The organism is Deltaproteobacteria bacterium (assembly GCA_020845895.1).
Taxonomy (GTDB): Bacteria; Lernaellota; Lernaellaia; order JACKCT01; family JACKCT01; genus JADLEX01.
This window is the reverse complement of the sequence record JADLEX010000082.1, coordinates 1-17,485: the sequence shown is the minus strand read 5'-3', so window position 1 is coordinate 17,485 and position 17,485 is coordinate 1. Positions and strand designations below refer to the sequence as shown.

General features: G+C 64.5%; 13 protein-coding genes and 1 tRNA gene. 10 read left to right on the top strand and 4 right to left on the bottom strand.

All coding sequences use genetic code 11. The features are described from left to right. The first annotated feature begins 7 nt into the window (after positions 1-7). The 9 genes from IT350_10990 (at position 8) to IT350_10950 (ending at position 9,686) form a co-directional block, all read left to right on the top strand. On the top strand, positions 8-1,129 hold the full coding sequence (locus tag IT350_10990) for a hypothetical protein (protein MCC6158566.1): 1,122 nt from the start codon (positions 8-10) through the stop codon (positions 1,127-1,129). Then, entirely contained in the window at positions 1,084-1,710 is a 627-nt protein-coding gene (locus IT350_10985) for a hypothetical protein (protein ID MCC6158565.1), read from the top strand. Before IT350_10990 ends, IT350_10985 begins: the two co-directional genes overlap by 46 nt. A 137-nt stretch (positions 1,711-1,847) precedes the next feature. Beyond that, a complete protein-coding gene (locus tag IT350_10980) occupies positions 1,848-2,504 on the top strand; it encodes a TetR family transcriptional regulator (GenBank protein MCC6158564.1) in 657 nt (218 codons plus the stop codon). 12 nt (positions 2,505-2,516) lie between these two features. Then, the gene (locus IT350_10975; protein MCC6158563.1) at positions 2,517-4,439 is read left to right on the top strand and encodes an acyl-CoA dehydrogenase family protein; all 1,923 of its coding nucleotides are present in this window, start codon (positions 2,517-2,519) and stop codon (positions 4,437-4,439) included. A 10-nt stretch (positions 4,440-4,449) separates the two neighbouring features. Further along, positions 4,450-5,349 (top strand): hypothetical protein, encoded by a 900-nt coding sequence (locus IT350_10970; GenBank protein ID MCC6158562.1) that lies wholly within the window; start codon positions 4,450-4,452, stop codon positions 5,347-5,349. Positions 5,350-5,365: 16 nt separating this feature from the next. Then, a complete protein-coding gene (locus IT350_10965; GenBank protein ID MCC6158561.1) occupies positions 5,366-6,796 on the top strand; it encodes a 3-oxoacyl-ACP reductase in 1,431 nt (476 codons plus the stop codon). A 27-nt stretch (positions 6,797-6,823) separates the two neighbouring features. Then, positions 6,824-7,294 (top strand): hypothetical protein, encoded by a 471-nt coding sequence (locus IT350_10960; protein ID MCC6158560.1) that lies wholly within the window; start codon positions 6,824-6,826, stop codon positions 7,292-7,294. Positions 7,295-7,306: 12 nt separating this feature from the next. After that, positions 7,307-7,921: an alkane 1-monooxygenase gene (locus IT350_10955; protein ID MCC6158559.1), complete on the top strand. Its 615-nt coding sequence runs from the start codon at positions 7,307-7,309 to the stop codon at positions 7,919-7,921. Between the two features lie 118 nt (positions 7,922-8,039). Further along, on the top strand, positions 8,040-9,686 hold the full coding sequence (locus IT350_10950; protein ID MCC6158558.1) for a sulfatase: 1,647 nt from the start codon (positions 8,040-8,042) through the stop codon (positions 9,684-9,686). A gap of 89 nt (positions 9,687-9,775) precedes the next feature. On the opposite strand, the gene IT350_10945 is transcribed toward IT350_10950, so the two are convergent. The 3 genes from IT350_10945 to IT350_10935 all read right to left on the bottom strand — a co-directional run bounded on the left by IT350_10945 (position 9,776) and on the right by IT350_10935 (position 15,604). Then, entirely contained in the window at positions 9,776-11,506 is a 1,731-nt protein-coding gene (locus IT350_10945) for a hypothetical protein (protein ID MCC6158557.1), read from the bottom strand. 44 nt (positions 11,507-11,550) lie between these two features. Continuing rightward, positions 11,551-13,533 (bottom strand): hypothetical protein, encoded by a 1,983-nt coding sequence (locus tag IT350_10940; protein MCC6158556.1) that lies wholly within the window; start codon positions 13,531-13,533, stop codon positions 11,551-11,553. Positions 13,534-13,624: 91 nt separating this feature from the next. Continuing rightward, entirely contained in the window at positions 13,625-15,604 is a 1,980-nt protein-coding gene (locus tag IT350_10935; GenBank protein ID MCC6158555.1) for a hypothetical protein, read from the bottom strand. A 116-nt stretch (positions 15,605-15,720) separates the two neighbouring features. Here IT350_10935 and IT350_10930 point away from each other — a divergent pair. Next, positions 15,721-15,804 (top strand) — tRNA-Leu (locus IT350_10930). Between the two features lie 68 nt (positions 15,805-15,872). On the opposite strand, the gene IT350_10925 is transcribed toward IT350_10930, so the two are convergent. Then, positions 15,873-17,261, bottom strand: a complete 1,389-nt coding sequence (locus IT350_10925; GenBank protein ID MCC6158554.1) for a hypothetical protein — start codon at positions 17,259-17,261, stop codon at positions 15,873-15,875. Positions 17,262-17,485 lie beyond the last annotated feature (224 nt).

Genomic DNA, 17,485 nt, shown 5'->3' with positions numbered 1-17,485 from the left:
GCGGAACATGCAGACGGCATCGCCCATCCTGACCGGGCGCGACGCGGTGCGGATTGCCGCGTTCACCGTCGCGACCGTCGCTGTTGTCGCGGCGGTCGGGCCGTGGCTGCACCTGGGGCTCGTGGACGACGCCTTCATCACGTTCCGATGCTCCGCGAACTTCGCCGCCGGACACGGCCTCGTTTACAACGTGGGCGAACCGGTCGAGTCGGCGTCGAACTTTCTCTTCGCGCTCCTCGTCGGCATCGCCATGAAGATCGGCGCGACGCCTGAGGTCGCGGCGTTCGCGCTCAACACGTTCGCGATCGCGCTGATGCTCGTCGCCCTGCGCGCGCTCGCATGGCCGCGTGCCCAAAGCGCCGCACCCTCGCGCATCCCCATCAGCCTCGCCGGGGTCATCCTCGTCACGCAGCCCGCCGTGTGGTTCTACCTGAGCTCGGGCATGGAGACGCTGTTCTTTTCGGCGTTCATGTTCGCGGGATTCGCCGCCCTGGTGCTGCGCGCGGAGCGGGGCATCTCGCCCGCGTGGACGGGTGTCGCGCTGGGGATCGCGGCGTGCGTGCGCATGGAAGCCGTCGCGTTCGCGGGTCTTGCGGCGGCGCTGCTCTTTGCGATCGAAACCGGCCGCGAGCGGTGGACATCCACCCTCAAACTGTCGCTCGTCTTCGCGGGCGTATTCGGCCCCGTGCTCGCGTGGCGATGGTCTTTTTACGGCTATCCGTTTCCCAACGCGTACTACGCCAAGGTGGACGGTGGTGGCGCGGATCTGTGGCTGCGCGGTCTGGGATACGTCGGCCTGTGGCTCATTCTGAATTGGCTTGCGCTCGCGACGGTGATGGTCGCCGCGCGGGTCGGGCTGCGGACGTCGCGCATTCGCACCCGCGTCGCGCTCGCAGTGCGTGGATCGGCGCGTACGCCGCGTACAACACGTACGTGGGTGGCGACTACTTCCCGTATCACCGATTCTTCGTACCGGTGCTGCCGGTGGTCGCGTGGCTCGCCGAGGGCTTGTGGGGCGAACTCGTCACGCGGCGCGCCGGGCGATCGCCGCAAGGGCTCGTCGGCTACCGCGCCCGCGCGGCCGTGCTGCTCGCCATCGCGACGTGTGTCACCGCCGCGAGCGCGGTGACGGCGGTGCTGCGTCACCGCGAAACGACCGGGCTGTGGCAGCAGGTCGGAATCGCCCTGCGCGGCGCGGTGCCGCCGGGCACGTTCCTCTATCTCATGCCCGCGGGCGCGCTACCGTACGAGAGCGGCCTGCGCGCGTACGACTCGCACGGGCTCGCCGATCCCGTCGTCGCGCATCGGCCCGTGGAGCTGGGCAAGGGATTCCCCGGCCACGAGAAGATGGACCTCGCGCGGATCTCTGAACTGCAACCCGATCTGATTTATTTGGGGCCGTTGCTCGAAGACACCGACACGATCACGGTACCCGAGGACATGGTCGAGCGGCTCCGCCAGGAATTCGCGCCGAAAAAGAACGGATTCTGGGCTGAACGACAGCGCAAGTTCATCGAGGATCGCTTGGCGAACGTGAAAAACTACTACGCGTTTTTCACCAATGAGGCGTTCGTGGCGCACTATCGGCCGGGCAGATTGATCGGGTTCGAGCCCGCCGTCGCGTTCTGGATTCGACGCGGTGCGCCGACCGAACTGCAAAACGCCTTCGCGCCGATCGCGATCGTGTTCGAAAAAGCCGGCAAATCCTGAACCACCGGTCCGGTCCGGTAATCCGCCTACCAAAAGCGCGAATTTCCCTTGCCGTCTACCATCTGGTAGTCTATAAACGACCAATCGGTAGATGAACGACGACCAAACGGTCGGGGAATTTCGGAGAATAATCGGGCATGGCGACCGAATTTGAACCTGCGCTCGCGAACGGCGCGCACGAACACCACGACATGCGCGACCAGATTCTGGCGGCCGCGACGCGTCTTTTCGCGGCGGCCGGCTTCGACGGCACATCGCTTCAGGACATCGCGGACGCGGTCGGAATCCGCAAACCGTCGGTGCTACATCACTTCCCGTCGAAAGACGCGATCCGCGTGGCCGTGCTTGAAGCGCTTATCACGCGCTGGAAGGACGTCGTCCCGCGCATCCTGCAGGCGGCGACGACCGGGCAGGAGGGATTCGATGCGGCGATTTTCGCGGTCATCGATTTTTTCCGCGAGGACTCGGCCCGGGCGCGGCTGCTCGTGCGCGAGCTGCTCGACCGGCCGGCTTCGCTGCTCGCGATGTTCCGCGACCACCTGCATCCGTGGATTGGGCTCGTGGTGGACACGATGCGGCGCGGCCAGCAGGAGGGCACGGTGGATTCGCAACTCGACGTGCCGGCGTTCGTGTCGCAGATCGTGGGCATGGTGATCTCGAATATCGCGTCGTCGGATGTGCTCACGCAGCTCGTGCCGAGCGACGACGACGACGTGGACCCGATGGATCGGCAGTTACGGGAGATGATTCGCATCGCACGCCGGGGATTCTTTGCGAACCCCGAGCGAACGTAAGGGGAGACGACCATGGCGAACTTTTTCGAGGACAACGACGATATCCGGTTTTACGTGGACAAGGGCATCGACTGGGCGCCGCTCGTCGAGATCACGGAATACAACTGGCGCTCGCCGGACGGCTTTCGCAACGTCGATGAGGCGGTCGACTTCTACAAGGGCATTTTGCAGCTCGTCGGCGAGTTCTCGGCCGAGCAGATCGCGCCGCACGCGCTCGAAATCGACCGCGACGGCGTGCTCTTCAAGGACGGCCACGTCAGCTTTCCGCCGCTCCTTCAGGGCATCTTCGATCAAATCAAGGGGCTGGAACTTCACGGCCTGTGCGTGCCGCGCGAATTGGGCGGGTCGAACGTGCCGCTGCTCGTCTATTTTCTGAACAGCGAAGTGATGGGACGCGCCGACGTCTCGGTGATGGCGCACCACAGCTTCCATGGCGGCATCGCCATGGCGCTGTTGATGTACTCGGTTCACGAGGGGACGACCGAGGTGAACCGTGCCGAGTGGCGGATCGCCAAGACCCGCTTCGAGCGCGAGATCCGCGAGATCATTTCGGGCGAGGCGTGGGGCTCGATGGACATCACCGAACCCGACGCGGGATCGGACATGGCGCGGCTCAAGGCCCGTGCGCGCCAGGACGAAAACGGCGTTTGGCGCGTGACCGGCCAGAAGATTTTCATCACGTCGGGCCACGCGAAGTACCACGTGGTCATCGCACGGACCGAGGACGCGAAAGACCCGAACGATTCCTTCGCGGGCCTCGCGGGATTGTCGCTCTTTCTCGTGCCGGCGTTCGAGGATCAGGCCGACGGCACGCGCACGCGATTCGCCGAGTTCGTCGGCATCGAGGAAAAGATGGGCCATCACGGCTCGGCCACGACGACGATCGCGTTCGAGGACACGCCGGCGCAGCTCATCGGGCAGCGGGGCGAGGGCTTCAAGTTGATGCTGCTGCTCATGAACAACGCGCGCGTGGGCGTGGGATTCGAGTCGATCGGCCTGTGCGAGGCCGCGTATCGCGCGGCGAAGGCGTATGCCGAAGAGCGCGTCAGCATGGGCAAGCCCATCGGTCGCCACGAATTGATCGCCGATTACCTCGACGAGATGCGCACCGACCTGCAGGGCCTGCGCGCGCTGGCGATTCACTGCGCGTGGCACGAAGAAATGGCGCAAAAGCTGCGCCTTCGCGCGCGGTATTTCCACGACACCGACTCGGTGGCTTCGCGCCAGGACGCGAAGATGGCCGATCACTACGCCGCCGTCTCGCGACAGGCGACACCGCTGCTCAAATACCTGGCGAGCGAGAAGGCGGTCGAGATGGCGCGCCGCGCGATGCAGATCCACGGCGGTTCGGGCTACATCCGCGAGACCGGCGTCGAGAAGCTCATGCGCGACGCGCTTGTCATGCCCATTTACGAGGGCACGAGCCAAATCCAGTCGCTGATGGCGATGAAGGACACGCTGATGGGCGTGATGAAGAATCCCCAGGAGTTCGTGCGCCGCGCGGCGCAGGCGCGCTGGCTGTCGGTCTCGGCGACGGACCCGATCGAGCGTCGCGTTGCGCGCATCGAATCCACCGCTTACCGGGCGACGCAGCACCTCATGCAAAAAGTCGCCACGGACAAGATGAAGTCGGTCGCGAAGAAACCGATGAGCACTTGGACGAGCGAGTTTTTCAAGAACTGGAATCCCAAGCGCGACTTCGCTTACGCCATGCTGCACGCCGAAAACCTGACGCGGATTCTGGCCGATGCGGCGATCTCGCGGGTGTTGTGGAAGCAGGCGCGAAAATTCCCCGAGCGGCGCGAGCTTGCCGATCGGTACACCGAACGCGCCGACCTGCGCGTTCGGCATCACTATCAACTCATCACGAACGGCTCGCCGCGCATCCTGCAGGAACTCGCGGGGCAGGGCGACGCCGATGCGGCGCGCGCGTAAGGGGCTTGTCATGACCGTTCCCGCCGGATTCGTGCGTTATCAGGGTCCCGTGCTGGCCACGTTGGGGCGTGTGGCGGTGGCGTCGGCGCGCCAGAGTTTCGGGCCGCGCATGGTGCCCACGCCGCCGGTCACGCCGGGGCGTGTGATCGAGGCGACCATCGCACCGCGCCCGGTCGATCTGGCGCGCGCGTTCATCCGTAACGTCGGGGGATCGCCGGAGGCGTACGGCGATCGATTGCCGCCGCACATGTTCCCGCAGTGGGCCGTACCCTTCGCCGCGCGCACGCTCGACGGGCTCACCTACCCCATGTCGAAGGTGCTCAACGCGGGTTGTCGCATGACGGTGAACGCGCCGATCCCGATCGGCGAGCGTCTGCGCATCCGCGCGTGGCTCGAACACGTGGACGACGACGGCACGCGCGCGATTTTCCGCCAGCGCGTCATCACCGGCACCGACGCGAATCCCGACGCGCTCGACTGCGAGATCCGCGCGTTCGTGCCGCTGGCATCGCGCGGGCGCGGCGAGAAGAAAGAGCAACCGCTTGTGCCGGCGGATGCGCGCGAAATCGCGTTCCGCCGCATCGGGCCGGGCGCGGGGTTCGACTTCGCGGTGCTCACGGGCGATTTCAACCCGCTGCACTGGTTCGGTCCCTACGCGAAGGCGGCGGGGTTCAAGAACGTGATCCTGCACGGGTTCGCCACCTTCGCGCGGACGTTCGAAGCGCTCGTGTGGGGGCCGGGTGGCGGCGATCCGTTCGCGATTCGCGAGATCGAAGCGCGCTTCACGCGGCCCATCGTACTGCCGGGCGCTGTCGGAATCTTCGTGGACGATGCGAACGGCGTGTATGTCGGCGCCGCGCGCGGCGGCTTGCTCAATATGTCGGGGACTTACGCGCTTCGCGCGCGATGAAAATGGGGGATTTGTCATGGGCGATGTCCTGAATCAACTGACGTGGAATCCGCAATTTCGCAAACTCGTCGGCACGCTGGGCCTGCCGATTCCATTGCCGCCCAAACTACGTCGCGCGAGCGGCGGATGGTCGGCGCGTCCGCTCGAAGGCCGCCGCGTCATCGCGGGGTTCGTGAAGGGCGGCGCGGTCGCCGACGCGATCGCGCAGATGCTCGGTCGCGCCGGCGCGACGGTGTATGCGCCCTCGGGCGACTCGAAGTCTTTCGAGAAGGCGGGTGTCGCTACCGCGCCGATCGCCCCCGATAACGTGCCGTCGGAGTTCGGCGCGGACGCGCTGGTCTATGACGCGTCGGGCGTCGCGGGCACGGATGATCTCGCGAAGGTGTACGGGTTTTTTCACACGTTTGCCTCGCGCATCGGTTCGTGCGCGCGCGTCGTCGTGGTCGGACGTCCGGAAGGCGCGGCGAAAAACGCCGAGGCCGCCGCGGCATCGCGTGCGCTCGACGGCTTTGTGCGCGCGATGTCCAAGGAAATCGGGCGGCGCGGATCGACGGCGAATCTGGTGACGGTCGAACCGGGCGCGGAGGACCGCCTCGAAGGCCCGCTGCGGTACGTGCTCGGCGATCACGGCGCGTATGTCACCGGGCAGCCGATTCATGTGTCGAAGCTCGCCGCGAAGCCCGTCGCCTCGCCCACGTTCGTGCAGGCGCTCGACGGCAAGGTGGCGCTCGTGACCGGCGCGGCGCGCGGCATCGGGCAGGCGACGGCGCGCGCGCTCGCAGCGGAAGGTGCGCACGTGATCGTGCTGGACCGCCCCGACGACCTCGCGGCGTCGGAGGAGACGGCGCGTTCGGTGAACGGGACCGCGATGGCGTGCGACGTGACCTCGGCCGATGCGCCCGCGCAGATCGCCGACCGGCTTCGCGCGCAGTTCGGCGGCGTGGACATATTGGTGAACAACGCGGGCGTGACGCGCGACAAGACGCTGCGCAACATGAAGCGCGAGGCGTGGGACCTGACCGTGAACGTGAGCCTCGGCGCGGCGATCGCCATCACGGGCGCGCTCGCGAAGGGGCCGAAGCCGCTGCTGCGAGAGGGCGGACGCGTGGTGTGCCTGTCGTCGATCGCGGGCATCGCGGGGAATTTCGGCCAGACGAACTACTCCGCCGCGAAGGCGGGCGTGATCGGCTACGTGCGTTTTCAGGCGTCGAAGCTCGCACCGCGCGGCATCACGATCAACGCGGTGGCGCCGGGCTTCATCGAAACCCGAATGACGGCGGCGATTCCGACGATGACGCGCGAAATCGGGCGGCGTATCGCCAACCTGTCGCAGGGCGGGTTGCCGCGCGACGTGGCCGATGCGATCACGTTTTTGGCGACTCCGGGTGCCTATGGCATCACGGGCGGTGTTCTGCGGGTGTGCGGCGGCAACATGATCGGTGCGTAATTCGAACGGGGAAGAAGGAGACAGCGCATGGCGATGGAGTTCGCAACGCAGTACACGGGACGCAAGGTGAGTTTCTGGCCGTTCACCCTCATTGTCCTGTTGCCGACGACGGTGTTCGTCGGCTTCCACCTGGGCGGATGGTCGTCGTTTTCGACGATCATCTGGGTGTTCGGGATCATCCCGATCCTCGATCTGATTCTGGGGATCGACAAAAACAACCCGTCGCCCGAGGACGAGAAGGCGCTCGTCGACAGTCGACCCTTTCGCTGGATCACGTGGGCGTGCGCGCCGACGCAGGTCTTCGTGGTGGGTTTCGGCCTGTGGGCGATCACCTTTGCGGATCTGACGGTGCTCGAATCCATCGGACTGCTCTTTTCCGTGGGCGTGTGCGGCGGAGCGATGGGCATCAACGTCGCGCACGAGCTGGTGCATCGCGACGTGAAGTTCGAACGGCGTCTGGGCAACATGATGCTGTGGACCGTGTGCTACATGCACTAGGGCATCGAACATGTGTACGGCCATCACGCGCAGGTCGCGACGCCGAACGACCCCGCCACGTCGCGTCTCGGCGAGAGTTTTTACCGCTTCTGGCCGCGCACGGTGATCGGCACGTTCAAATCGGCGTGGGAGATCGAGACCCGCCGCGTGAACCGGATGAAGAAACCCGTCTGGAGCATCCACAACCGCGTGCTGATGGGCGCGATCTACTCCGGTGCGCTGGCGGTGGCGATCCTCGTTGGTCTCGGCCCCAAGGCGTTCGCCTTCTTCATCGGCCAGTCGATCATCGCGTTCTCGCTGCTCGAGGTGGTGAACTATCTGGAGCACTACGGTCTGGAGCGTCGCGAGGTGGCGAACGGCAAATACGAGATCGTGAATCCGCTGCACTCGTGGAACGCGAGCAACTGGATCACAAACTACTTCCTGTTCCACCTCCAGCGGCATTCCGATCACCACGCCTACGCGGGCCGGCGCTACCAGATCCTTCGGCACTTCGACGAGAGTCCGCAGCTTCCCACGGGCTACGCGGGCATGGTGCTGCTGGCGCTCATCCCGCCGCTGTGGTTCGCGGTGATGGACCCGAAGGTCGAGGCGATCCGCAACCGCGCCGAGCCGCTAGCCGCGTAACGAATCAACCATTCACGGCCTTTGGTTTGCGCCCCGGGGTGCACCGGCGGCGCAAACCTGTTTTCATGAACCCTTCGAATGACGATGTGGTTGTTTGGGGCCATGGGAGGGTATCGCGGTGCAAAAGTATTTCACGTATTTCCTCATCACGTTTTTGGCCGCTTCGGTCGGCGCCTGCTCGTGCGACGATGACGACGATGTCTCCGGCAACGGCGACTCCGGCGACGACGACGCGGATGACGATACGTACGTTGACGACGACTCCGCGATCGACGACGACGGGGACGACGATGGCGACGACGACGACGTGATCGAACGTCCGAACATCGTCGTCATCATGGCGGACGATCTCGACGAGAAGCTGCTCGACGTATTAATCGATGGCGGCCACATGCCGAATCTGAAGGAAAACATCATCGATGTGGGGATCGATTTTCGCGAATCGTACGCGACGAATCCACTGTGCTGTCCTTCGCGCGCAACCTTTTTGACCGGCCAATACACGCACAACAACGGCGTGCGCACGAACAACTTTCCCTTCGGCGGCGTCACGCGGCTCGACGACACCTCCACCGTGGCGACGTGGCTTCAGGACGCGGGATACCACACGGGCATCGTCGGCAAGTATCTGAACGGCTACGGCACGGAGACCGAGGACGATTACATCCCGCCCGGATGGAGCGACTGGCAGGCGCTGACGTCGAGCACCGTGTATGAGGTGTACGGCAACACCGTGAACGACAACGGCGAGCTCGTGACCTATGGCGAGACCGAGGACGATTATCAAACCGACATCCTCGCCGACCGCTCGGTGGAGTTCATCAAGGATGCGCCGCCGGACGATCCGTTTTTTCTGTGGGTTACGCCGCTCGCGCCGCACGTCGAGTTTCCCGAGGATTGGCTCGATCAGCAACCGACCTACTCGGCTTGGTACGAGCTGACCATCCGTCCCGCGCCGCGCCATGAGGGCGTGCTCGATCTCGATCTTCCCGACGAGCCGAGTTTCAATGAGGCCGACATCTCGGACAAGCCGCCATACCTGCTCGATCGCCCGCACCTGAGCGAAGAGGACATCGAGAATGCGCGCGCACAATACAACGGCATGGCGGCGTCGATGCTCGCCGTGGACGACCTGATCGGCGACGTCTTCGACGCGCTCGACGCGCAGGGTCGGCTAGACGACACGGTCGTGATCTTCACGTCGGACAACGGCTATCTGCTCGGGCGACATCTGATCCCGCAGAAAAATGCCCCTTATGAGGAATCGATCCGCGTGCCACTCTACATGCGCGTGCCCGGGTTCGGACCGGCGACGACCGATCGGATGACGGCGAACAATGACCTCGCGCCCACGTTCGCGGATCTCGCGGACGCCGAGCCGGACATCGCGGTGGACGGGCGTTCGCTCGTGCCGCTCATCGAGGACCCGCAAAGCGACATTTGGCGCAGGCGGCTGCTCTTCGAGCACTGGTCGGCGACCGGCACGACGATCGAGGTGCCGACGTTCGCGGCCGTGAGGTCGGGCGTCGGCGCGCCCGAGGGCGAGGGATTCATCCAAGTCGAGTATCGATCGTTCTTCGGCGTGCCGACCGACAGTGAGTTCTACGAGATCGCCGCCGATCCGTATCAACTCGACAGCGCGCACGAAGACGCGCAGTACGAATCGGTGCGAGGATCGCTTTCGGAATTCGTCGCCGCGCTCAAGGACTGCGTGGGCGACGAGTGCCGCGTTTGGGAAGACGCGGCGACGACGCCCGCCAAATGAAAACGGACCGGCATGTGGCACAGCCGCCCCCGGCTGTGCACACGCATCACCGCTCGTGCCGAGCCGGCGCTCGGCGCTCCCCAGCGCGCTCAGAAGACCGGATATTGGTCCGCGACGTCTTCCCACGGCGTGCCGAACTCGGGCACCTGCACCTCGCCGTCGGACCACGTGGTCACCCAGTCGGCGAGATCCGTGAAGAAGTTGTTGTACTCGGGTTCGACCTGCAAGCCGTCGATGTGCTCCCACTCGGTCTGGTACAATACGTCGTAGCCGACTTCCGTTCGCGGCACCTCGTATCCGCGCACCGGCGGCAGTTGGTCACGGTACTCTTCCATCGTCCCCGTCTCGGCCACCAGCGCCGTCGCCATCACGTACACCGGCGCGTCCATCTGCGACGAGTAGAGCTGGAAGTACGTGTCGCGCCACGTGCCCAGCGTGTCGCACAGGTCGGCGACGTACAGGTCGATGTCGAGGCGGTAGCTGTAGTATGGGTCCGCGTTGTTCGACGGTCCCTCGTAGATATTCTGGATGAGCGACTGCGCCTTCATCAGCTCGTGCGGCTCCACCTCGTCGTAGTTGATCCAGCTATACGACGCGCCATCCTCGCACGGGTAATCGCCGAGGAAGTCGTGGCAGATCTGCCCTCCGGTGAGCCGCCCCATGTGGCCGTGGAAGTTCTCCATCAGGCCGTACTCGTCGTCGGCCACGAGGCCGACAAACGCCTCGTTGGTCAGCGTCACGTCGTGGCCGCGCGTCATGAGTGGCTTGAGGATCTGGAAGGGACCGAGATAGGGGAAGTGGCCGTCGGGGCCGAGCGTCGGGTCGCTGGTGTCGGCCAAATCGTCCGACGCCGCCATCGTGAAGATTTCGAGGAAGGTGTAGAGATCGGGCGAGAAGAACGAAAAGAGCGTGGTGCGCGGCAGATCTCCCACGCGGATCTTCTCGATGTCGCCGAGGTAATCGGCCTCGTCGTAGGTTTCATCGCGCCGCGCCGCGCCGTCGAGCAGGATCACGCCCGCGAGGTCGTTGCCCATTACGCGGCCGGGTTCGGACTCCCATCCCGCGAACGCCTGCGCGAACCACACCCCGCGCGAGTGCCCGCCAAAAAACACGTTGGTGCTTCGGCGGTCCTGGGGGATGAGGTTCATAAGCGTCTGGTAATCCTTGAGCTGCATCTCGAGGCCCCATTCGCTCATCATGGCCGTTTCCTCGGCGTTGGGATTCAGGTATCCGCCGAACGTGCGCCCGTTCACCTCGAGGTTGTTGTAGTAATAGTCGTACGCGATGTACGGGTCGCCGGCTTCCTCGGCCGCGTTGCTGCCCACCACGTCTTCGAGCAGGTGGAAGCGGCGGTCGGGCACCCACACCTCGATGTCGCCCTGCGTGAGACGCACGAGATTCTCGGCGATGAAGCGGATCTGGTTGGCGCCCGCCGTGTACCCCGCGACGAGAAACACGATGGATTTCACCGGTCGCGGTTCGGCATCGCCCACGTCCTCGCGGAAGCGGAATAGCGGAATCTTGTTGAGCAGCGCCGGAGTGGCATCGCCGGTTTCGGGGTTCGCGGGAGGCGCTTCGGCATCGACGAGCAGATAGTCCCAGCGCACCTGGAACTCGCCGCCGGTGTCGTCGTCATCCGCATCGTCGTCCATGAGATCGTCGTCGGACGTGTCGTCGTCGGTGTCGTCATCCGCCGCGTCGTCGTCGTCGGAATCGTCGTCGTCATCGCCGGCGCAGCCCGTCGCGAGCATGGTCGCCGCGAGTGCCAGACAACCCGTCGCGATCACCAGACACCGCCACCAGAATCTCCACACCTTCATGCCTGCTCCTTCATCCGTCGAGTCGTCCCGATTCCGTCTTCATCCTAACAACCGCATCCATCACCATCGTCGTCATCGTCGTCGCCGTTGTCGACATGATCGACGTCATCGTCGTCCGTCTGGTCGTCATCATCCGCCGTGTCGTCGTCCGGCTCGCTGTCGTCGTCGCCCCCGCCCGGAGTCGAGATCGTCACGCGCTGCGGCGTTTTCGACATCATCACGCCCGCGATCGTCACGAGGCCGTCGCCGTCCACGACGATCTCGCCCGCTTGAGTCGCCGCGCCGCCATCGGCGGGAGCGATCTCGTAGCGCAGCGTCTCGCCCGCCGCGGGCTGGAATTCCTGCGGGCGGCGAATGCTCAGGTCGGCGCGGGACTCGCCGAATTCCGGCACATCCGGTTCATACGAAGACTGCGACGTGATCCACGCGTTGACGGACCACTCGCTCTCGGTGTCGACGATCGTCTGCGTGTCCCAGTCGAAGTAGCCGCCCCACGTCCCCCACGGGTCGCCGGTATTTCGCGTCTCGCCCATCTCGGGTTGCTGCCCTTCGAGAGCGGAGTTCTGATCGTCTTGGCTGAATGCCGGAAACGACTGATCCGCGCGGTATTTGGTGAGCGCGTTCAGATCGTGCTTCTCGCTGCCGATCCAATGCGAGCCCGGCCAGTTGAGGATGTGATCGCGCTCGTCCCAGTAGAGCGCCCATCCCAGGCGCTGATCCTCGATATCCGTGAAGCCCTCCACCCGCATGTCCCATGGGTCGCCGATATCTTTCTTCCCCGTGATGACGCGCAGGTACGGCAGTTCACCTTCGGCGAGGCGCAAAGTGGGCCAGTAGAAATTGCGCAGGTCAGGCTCTCCCGGGAAATTCGTCGCGAGGTTTTGGGAGATCGCGCCCTGCATGTAACGCGCGAAGGGGTAGGGCGTTCCCTGAAACGACGGCACGAAGTTGTGTCCCGCGGAAAACCGATCCGGCCACAACCGGGTCAGGAATCCCACGGCCACGCCGCCGCCGCTGACACCAAAGATCGACACGGCGCGCGGATCGATCTCGTCCTCGCGTTCCAGCATCCAATTCAGGATGAAATCGATGCGACGCACCGTGTAGTCTACGACCATCGCGTCGTCCGGCGGGTCCTCGGTCGGCACGGTGAAGCGGTCGAAGCCGGTCCAGTACCCGATCCAGCGCGTGTGCTCCGCAAAGGTGACCTCGTTGGGGCCGCTGGGTTCTCGCACGTGTAGCGCGTCGTCGATCGCGAGCAGGAATGCGCCCGGAAGGAGCATGTCGATCTGCCAGATGTCGGAAAATCCGCGCGCGAAACGGAAATAGTTGCTGTCGCCGCCGCCGTGCAGGCCGATCACCATCGGCATCGGTTCGCCGGTGCGCCCGTCGTCGGGCTCGTAGAGCGCGAAGACGTGCCCGACGCCGTTCGCGAAGGCATTGGCCATGACGGGATAGTCGGGCCGATTGTCGGTGTAGTCCTCGCGGCCGTCGGCCCAGTGCGCGTACACGGCGTAGTGGCGGTCTTCGCTCGTCACGCCGTCGAGTTGGTGGTGGCATTGCACGGGATCGAGCGCCTGCGCGATGGGGCCGATGGAGTTCTCGGCGGACAGCGCCGTCTCGCCGTGTTTCACCACAGCGAAATATTCCGGTGTCGCGGCGTGCGGCGTGTGGACGAAGAGACCCTCGTCGTCCGCGAGCGAATACGGATTTCCATCTTCGTCGGGGATCGTCCATGTCGCGTCGGCATCGGCAAGCTTGAGGCGCGGCGTGGTGATGTCTTCCATCAACAGACGACCGGCGAACTCGGCGTCGGCGACGTCCACAATCGGGGAGTCCGAGCGATATACGTCGTAGGTGAATGGATCGGGATTGGTCATGTTCCAGACGAGCCACGTCTGGCCGTCGCGATTCCACGCGCGCAGATCCGTCTGGGCGAAGGCGTCGGTGGCGAAAAGAACCAACGAAAACGCAATCGCCATACAAGCCGCGATCGTCATCCACGGAGCCGCCAATCGTCTTTTCATCATTTCGCGCACTTTCGCGTCTAAGCCGGATCGCCGCAGGGCAACTTCATGCAATGACAACGACTGATCGTGCCACAAACCGAGATAAACGTCAGCATCCGCAACCGGAGTCGTCGCCGCCATCGGATTCGTCGGCCGCCGAATCCGCATCGTCGTTTCCCGCATCGTCGTCCGTGCCGTCATCCGTGTCGTCGTCAATAGTGTCGTCGTCTCCCGGTGCCTCCACGAACGTCACGGTCAGCGTCCTCGCGGTTTTCGTGATCGGAATCTGCGGGATCGTGACGAGCCCCGCGTCGTCCACCTCGACCTCGCCCGCGAGTTCGCCTTCGTCCGTGTCGAGGTTCCAGGCCAGCTTCGTCCCCGGCGCGTAGCGGAATTCCTGCGCACGCCTGATCGTCACATCCGCGTTCATCGATTCCATCGGCGCGACATCACTTTCGAATTCGGACTCCGTGAACAAGAAGATCGAAACGGACCACGTGGTCGGCGTGTCGACGATCGAATCGACATCCCAGTCGAGATAACCGCCCCAGGTGCCCCACTCATCGCCGCTCTCGCGGCCTTCGCGGCCGACGTCCGGTTGTTGTCCTGCCATCAGGGGATCGGTGTCGGCGTTGGTGAACGCGGGAAACGACTGGTCGTTGCGATAGCGCGTCATCGAGTCGACGTGGTGCCGCTCGCTGCCGGTCCAGTGCGTGCCCGGCCAGTGCGCGATGTGGTCGCGTTCATCCCAATACAGATGTGCGCCCCACCGCAGCGCCTCGATCTCGTCGAAGGCCGCGACGACATCCTCCCATGGGCCGAGCACGTCCTGCTTGCCCATCACGAGACGCATGAAAGGCAACTCGCGATCGTCGTGAAGCAGATTGGTGATCCAGTACCAGTCCGTCAGGCCGTAGTCTCTCGGCAGATTGGTCGCCAGGTTTTGCTCCGCCGTGCCCTGCATGTAGAACGCGTACGGAAAGATCGTCGTTTTGAGCGGCAACACGAACATGGCGACGGCGGAGTAGCGATTGGGGTCCCACCGCGTCATGAAGCCCACCGCGCCGCCGCCGCCGCTCACGCCCATCAGCGAGATGCGGTGCGGGTCGACCTCGTCGTTCGCCACGAGCCAATCGAGAATGAAGTGCACGCGGCGCAGACTGTAGTCGATCACGATGCCGTCGTTCGGCGGATACTCGGTCGGCACCTCGAAGCGGTTGAAGCCTTCCCAATACCCGAACCATCGCGTGACTTCGTTGTCCACTCGGGGGCCCGTTGCGGAGTCTTTCATCACCAGCATCGAGTCGTCGATGGAGACGCACAGGCCATGCGGGGTGGTCGTGTCGATCAGCAGACGCGGATTGATGTTGCCGCCGAAGTTGAAGTAGTTGCTTTCGCCGCCGCCGTGAAAGCCGAGCACCATCGGCATCGGTTCGCCCGTGCGTCCTTCGGATGGCTCCCACACGGCAAAGACGTAACCCGTCCCGGCCGACCATTTGTTGCCCATGATCGGGTAGTCGGCGCGCCCACCGTCCCAATCGTCGCCGCCATCCACCCAGTGCGCGTAGATGGCGTAGGGCCGGCCCTCGTCGAAGGTTTCGGCGCGGCGTTGCAGATGGCATTGCACCGGATCGAGGCGCTGCTCGATCGGTCCCGTCAGGTTCTCGGCGCCCACCGCGGTCTCGCCGGTCTGCACCACCGCGAAATACGCAGTTTCTTCGGCATGCGGCGTGTGAACGAACAGGGCTTCGTTTTCGGTCATCACGTATTGCCCGCCATCGCCATCGGGCAATTGCCATTCGGCGAACCAATACGCGATCTTGAGTCGCGGCGCGCGGCCGTCCTGCGGAAAAACCCGCCCGACCCACTCGGCCTGCGTCGTGTCGGTGAACGGCGCGTCGGATTTGTAGATGTCATAGGTCAGCGGCCACGGGTCGGCATTTTCCCAAACGAGCCATGTCTGTCCGTCGGCATACCATCCACGCAGGTCGGTATGCGCGAACGCACTCCCGCCCGCACTCAGAACCGTCGAAACGAGGAGAATAATGATGGCCGCTTTGCGCACCGTGATTCCGCGATAAAAAAACATTGGGACATATTCGCGGACGAATGGCAATATGACCGCCTGCGCGAGCGGCGTTTCGGTTGACAAGTTTCGACGATTGGAAGTAAAAACCGAGCCCGATCGGGGTTTTTCCCCGGCGCGCGAAAGTGGCGGAATTGGTCGACGCGCAAGACTCAGGATCTTGTGGTCGCAAGACCGTGGGAGTTCGAGGCTCCCCTTTCGCAACCCAAAGTTGAAACGGGAAACGCGCCGTTCGGCCCGTTTCCCGTTTTGCTTTTCAGGTCAATCCCGCTCAGCCGCAGCAGGCCCCGTCATCGTCGTCGTCATCATCGTCGCCGTCGTCCGCGGGGTCGCCGCTGTCGTCGTCTCCCGCCGCATCGTCGTCGCCCGCGTTGTCGTCATCGGTCGCCGCGTCGTCATCGCCCGTTTCGCCGCCGAGGTCGAGCGTCAGGATATTGCTGTCCGCTCCGCAGGTGTCGCGCACCCAGACCGAGAGCGTCTGGCCGGCCGAGCCCGGTGCGGCCAAAACGTATTCGCCCTTATCTCCCGCCGCCGCAACGCCGACGCACTCCGTCAACGGCGCTTCGTAGCGTTGTTCCGAGCCGTCATCGTATCGGTACCACAACTCGCCGCCCGCCAGATTCGCATTCGCGTCGGCGTAGTCGAAGACGATCGACGGCGCTGCGCCGTCCGCCAGCGCGCTCGCGTCGTTCTGCGCGGCGAGCTGCGAGATCGTGGGCGCGGCGTTTTGCGCGCACAGCGACTCGTCGGTCACCGCGATCGACATCGACTGATAGCCGAAGCCCAGCAGGCCCGAGCCCCAGCGGATCTTGAACCAGCCGTCCTCGCCCCAGTTCGTGCCCCAACTGTTCTTGCAGATCCAGTAGCCGCCGTCCTCGTCCTCGCCGTATCCGTAAACCGCCACGCCGTGGCCGCCGAGGATTCCGCCCTCGACGTGCTCATACACGCCGCCGGTGTAGTCCTGGAAATCGGCGAAGACCTGAAAACCCGCCACGATCGGGCCGTATTGCAACAGGCCCTTGAGCGTCTCCGGGTTCGGGAACATGTACATCTTCCAGTCCGAGATCTTCAGCGAACGCACCGACCAGTCGCCGCATTTTTCGTCGCACGGTTGGCGGTAGCCGCTTTCGCAGTTGTAGGGCATGCACGACTCGTCGGCCGCGCCGTTCGACACCATGTAGATGGCGGGATGGAAGAGCGTGTAGGGGATCGGACCGTCGCACGAATACACGTGCTGTTCCGAGAGATCCGGCTGGATGAACGAATTGCCCTGCTGGATCTTCAGCAGTGACTCGGTCGCCGCCATGAAACAGAACGTCTGGCACGTGCCGCAGGGGTCCTGATTCTTGATCGGCGTCGAGAAGTCCTCGCCGTCCATGTCGCGCCAGTCGAGCGCCGTGGGCATGTCGCGCGGCGGCTCGTAACGCAGCGAGTTCTCCAGGTACTCCGCCCAGTTGTCGGGCATGTCGAGATCGAGCGTCAGAAACTCGCGCATCTGCTCCGTCGTCAGACGCGACATCGAGGTTTCGCCCGCCGTCCACGAAGCGCCGGTCGCCGCCAGCTTCGCCTGCAAATCGGCGACGTCGTCCGCCGCCGCGAAATTCGACCCGAACACCAATCCCAGGATCACCGCCGCGAAAACGAACCATCGAGATGTCATCGCACCCTCCGTCGGGGTGGGATTCTAGTCCTCGCCGTGTGGTTTGCAATGGCGAGATAACCGTCACGCCCGGTCAGTCGCTGTGGCACGGTGCGGCTGTGTGACGCCTCAGTTGGAAATGGACTGACGGTCCGTTGGAAGGATACCGCCGTCTGTCGTTCATGATGCTGGACGCGGACGTGGTCGCGGTGAGCCCGGCGAGCGTCTGGCGCGTGCTGCGCAAC

What these genes read in the sequence shown, in the direction of transcription:
- IT350_10945 (MCC6158557.1), bottom strand. Translation starts at nt 11,506, where the DNA reads ATGAAGGTGTGGAGATTCTGGTGGCGGTGTCTGGTGATCGCGACGGGT.
- IT350_10965 (MCC6158561.1), top strand. Translation starts at nt 5,366, where the DNA reads ATGGGCGATGTCCTGAATCAACTGACGTGGAATCCGCAATTTCGCAAA.
- IT350_10935 (MCC6158555.1), bottom strand. Translation starts at nt 15,604, where the DNA reads ATGTTTTTTTATCGCGGAATCACGGTGCGCAAAGCGGCCATCATTATT.
- IT350_10970 (MCC6158562.1), top strand. Translation starts at nt 4,450, where the DNA reads ATGACCGTTCCCGCCGGATTCGTGCGTTATCAGGGTCCCGTGCTGGCC.
- IT350_10925 (MCC6158554.1), bottom strand. Translation starts at nt 17,261, where the DNA reads ATGACATCTCGATGGTTCGTTTTCGCGGCGGTGATCCTGGGATTGGTG.
- IT350_10960 (MCC6158560.1), top strand. Translation starts at nt 6,824, where the DNA reads ATGGCGATGGAGTTCGCAACGCAGTACACGGGACGCAAGGTGAGTTTC.
- IT350_10940 (MCC6158556.1), bottom strand. Translation starts at nt 13,533, where the DNA reads ATGAAAAGACGATTGGCGGCTCCGTGGATGACGATCGCGGCTTGTATG.
- IT350_10975 (MCC6158563.1), top strand. Translation starts at nt 2,517, where the DNA reads ATGGCGAACTTTTTCGAGGACAACGACGATATCCGGTTTTACGTGGAC.
- IT350_10980 (MCC6158564.1), top strand. Translation starts at nt 1,848, where the DNA reads ATGGCGACCGAATTTGAACCTGCGCTCGCGAACGGCGCGCACGAACAC.
- IT350_10990 (MCC6158566.1), top strand. Translation starts at nt 8, where the DNA reads ATGCAGACGGCATCGCCCATCCTGACCGGGCGCGACGCGGTGCGGATT.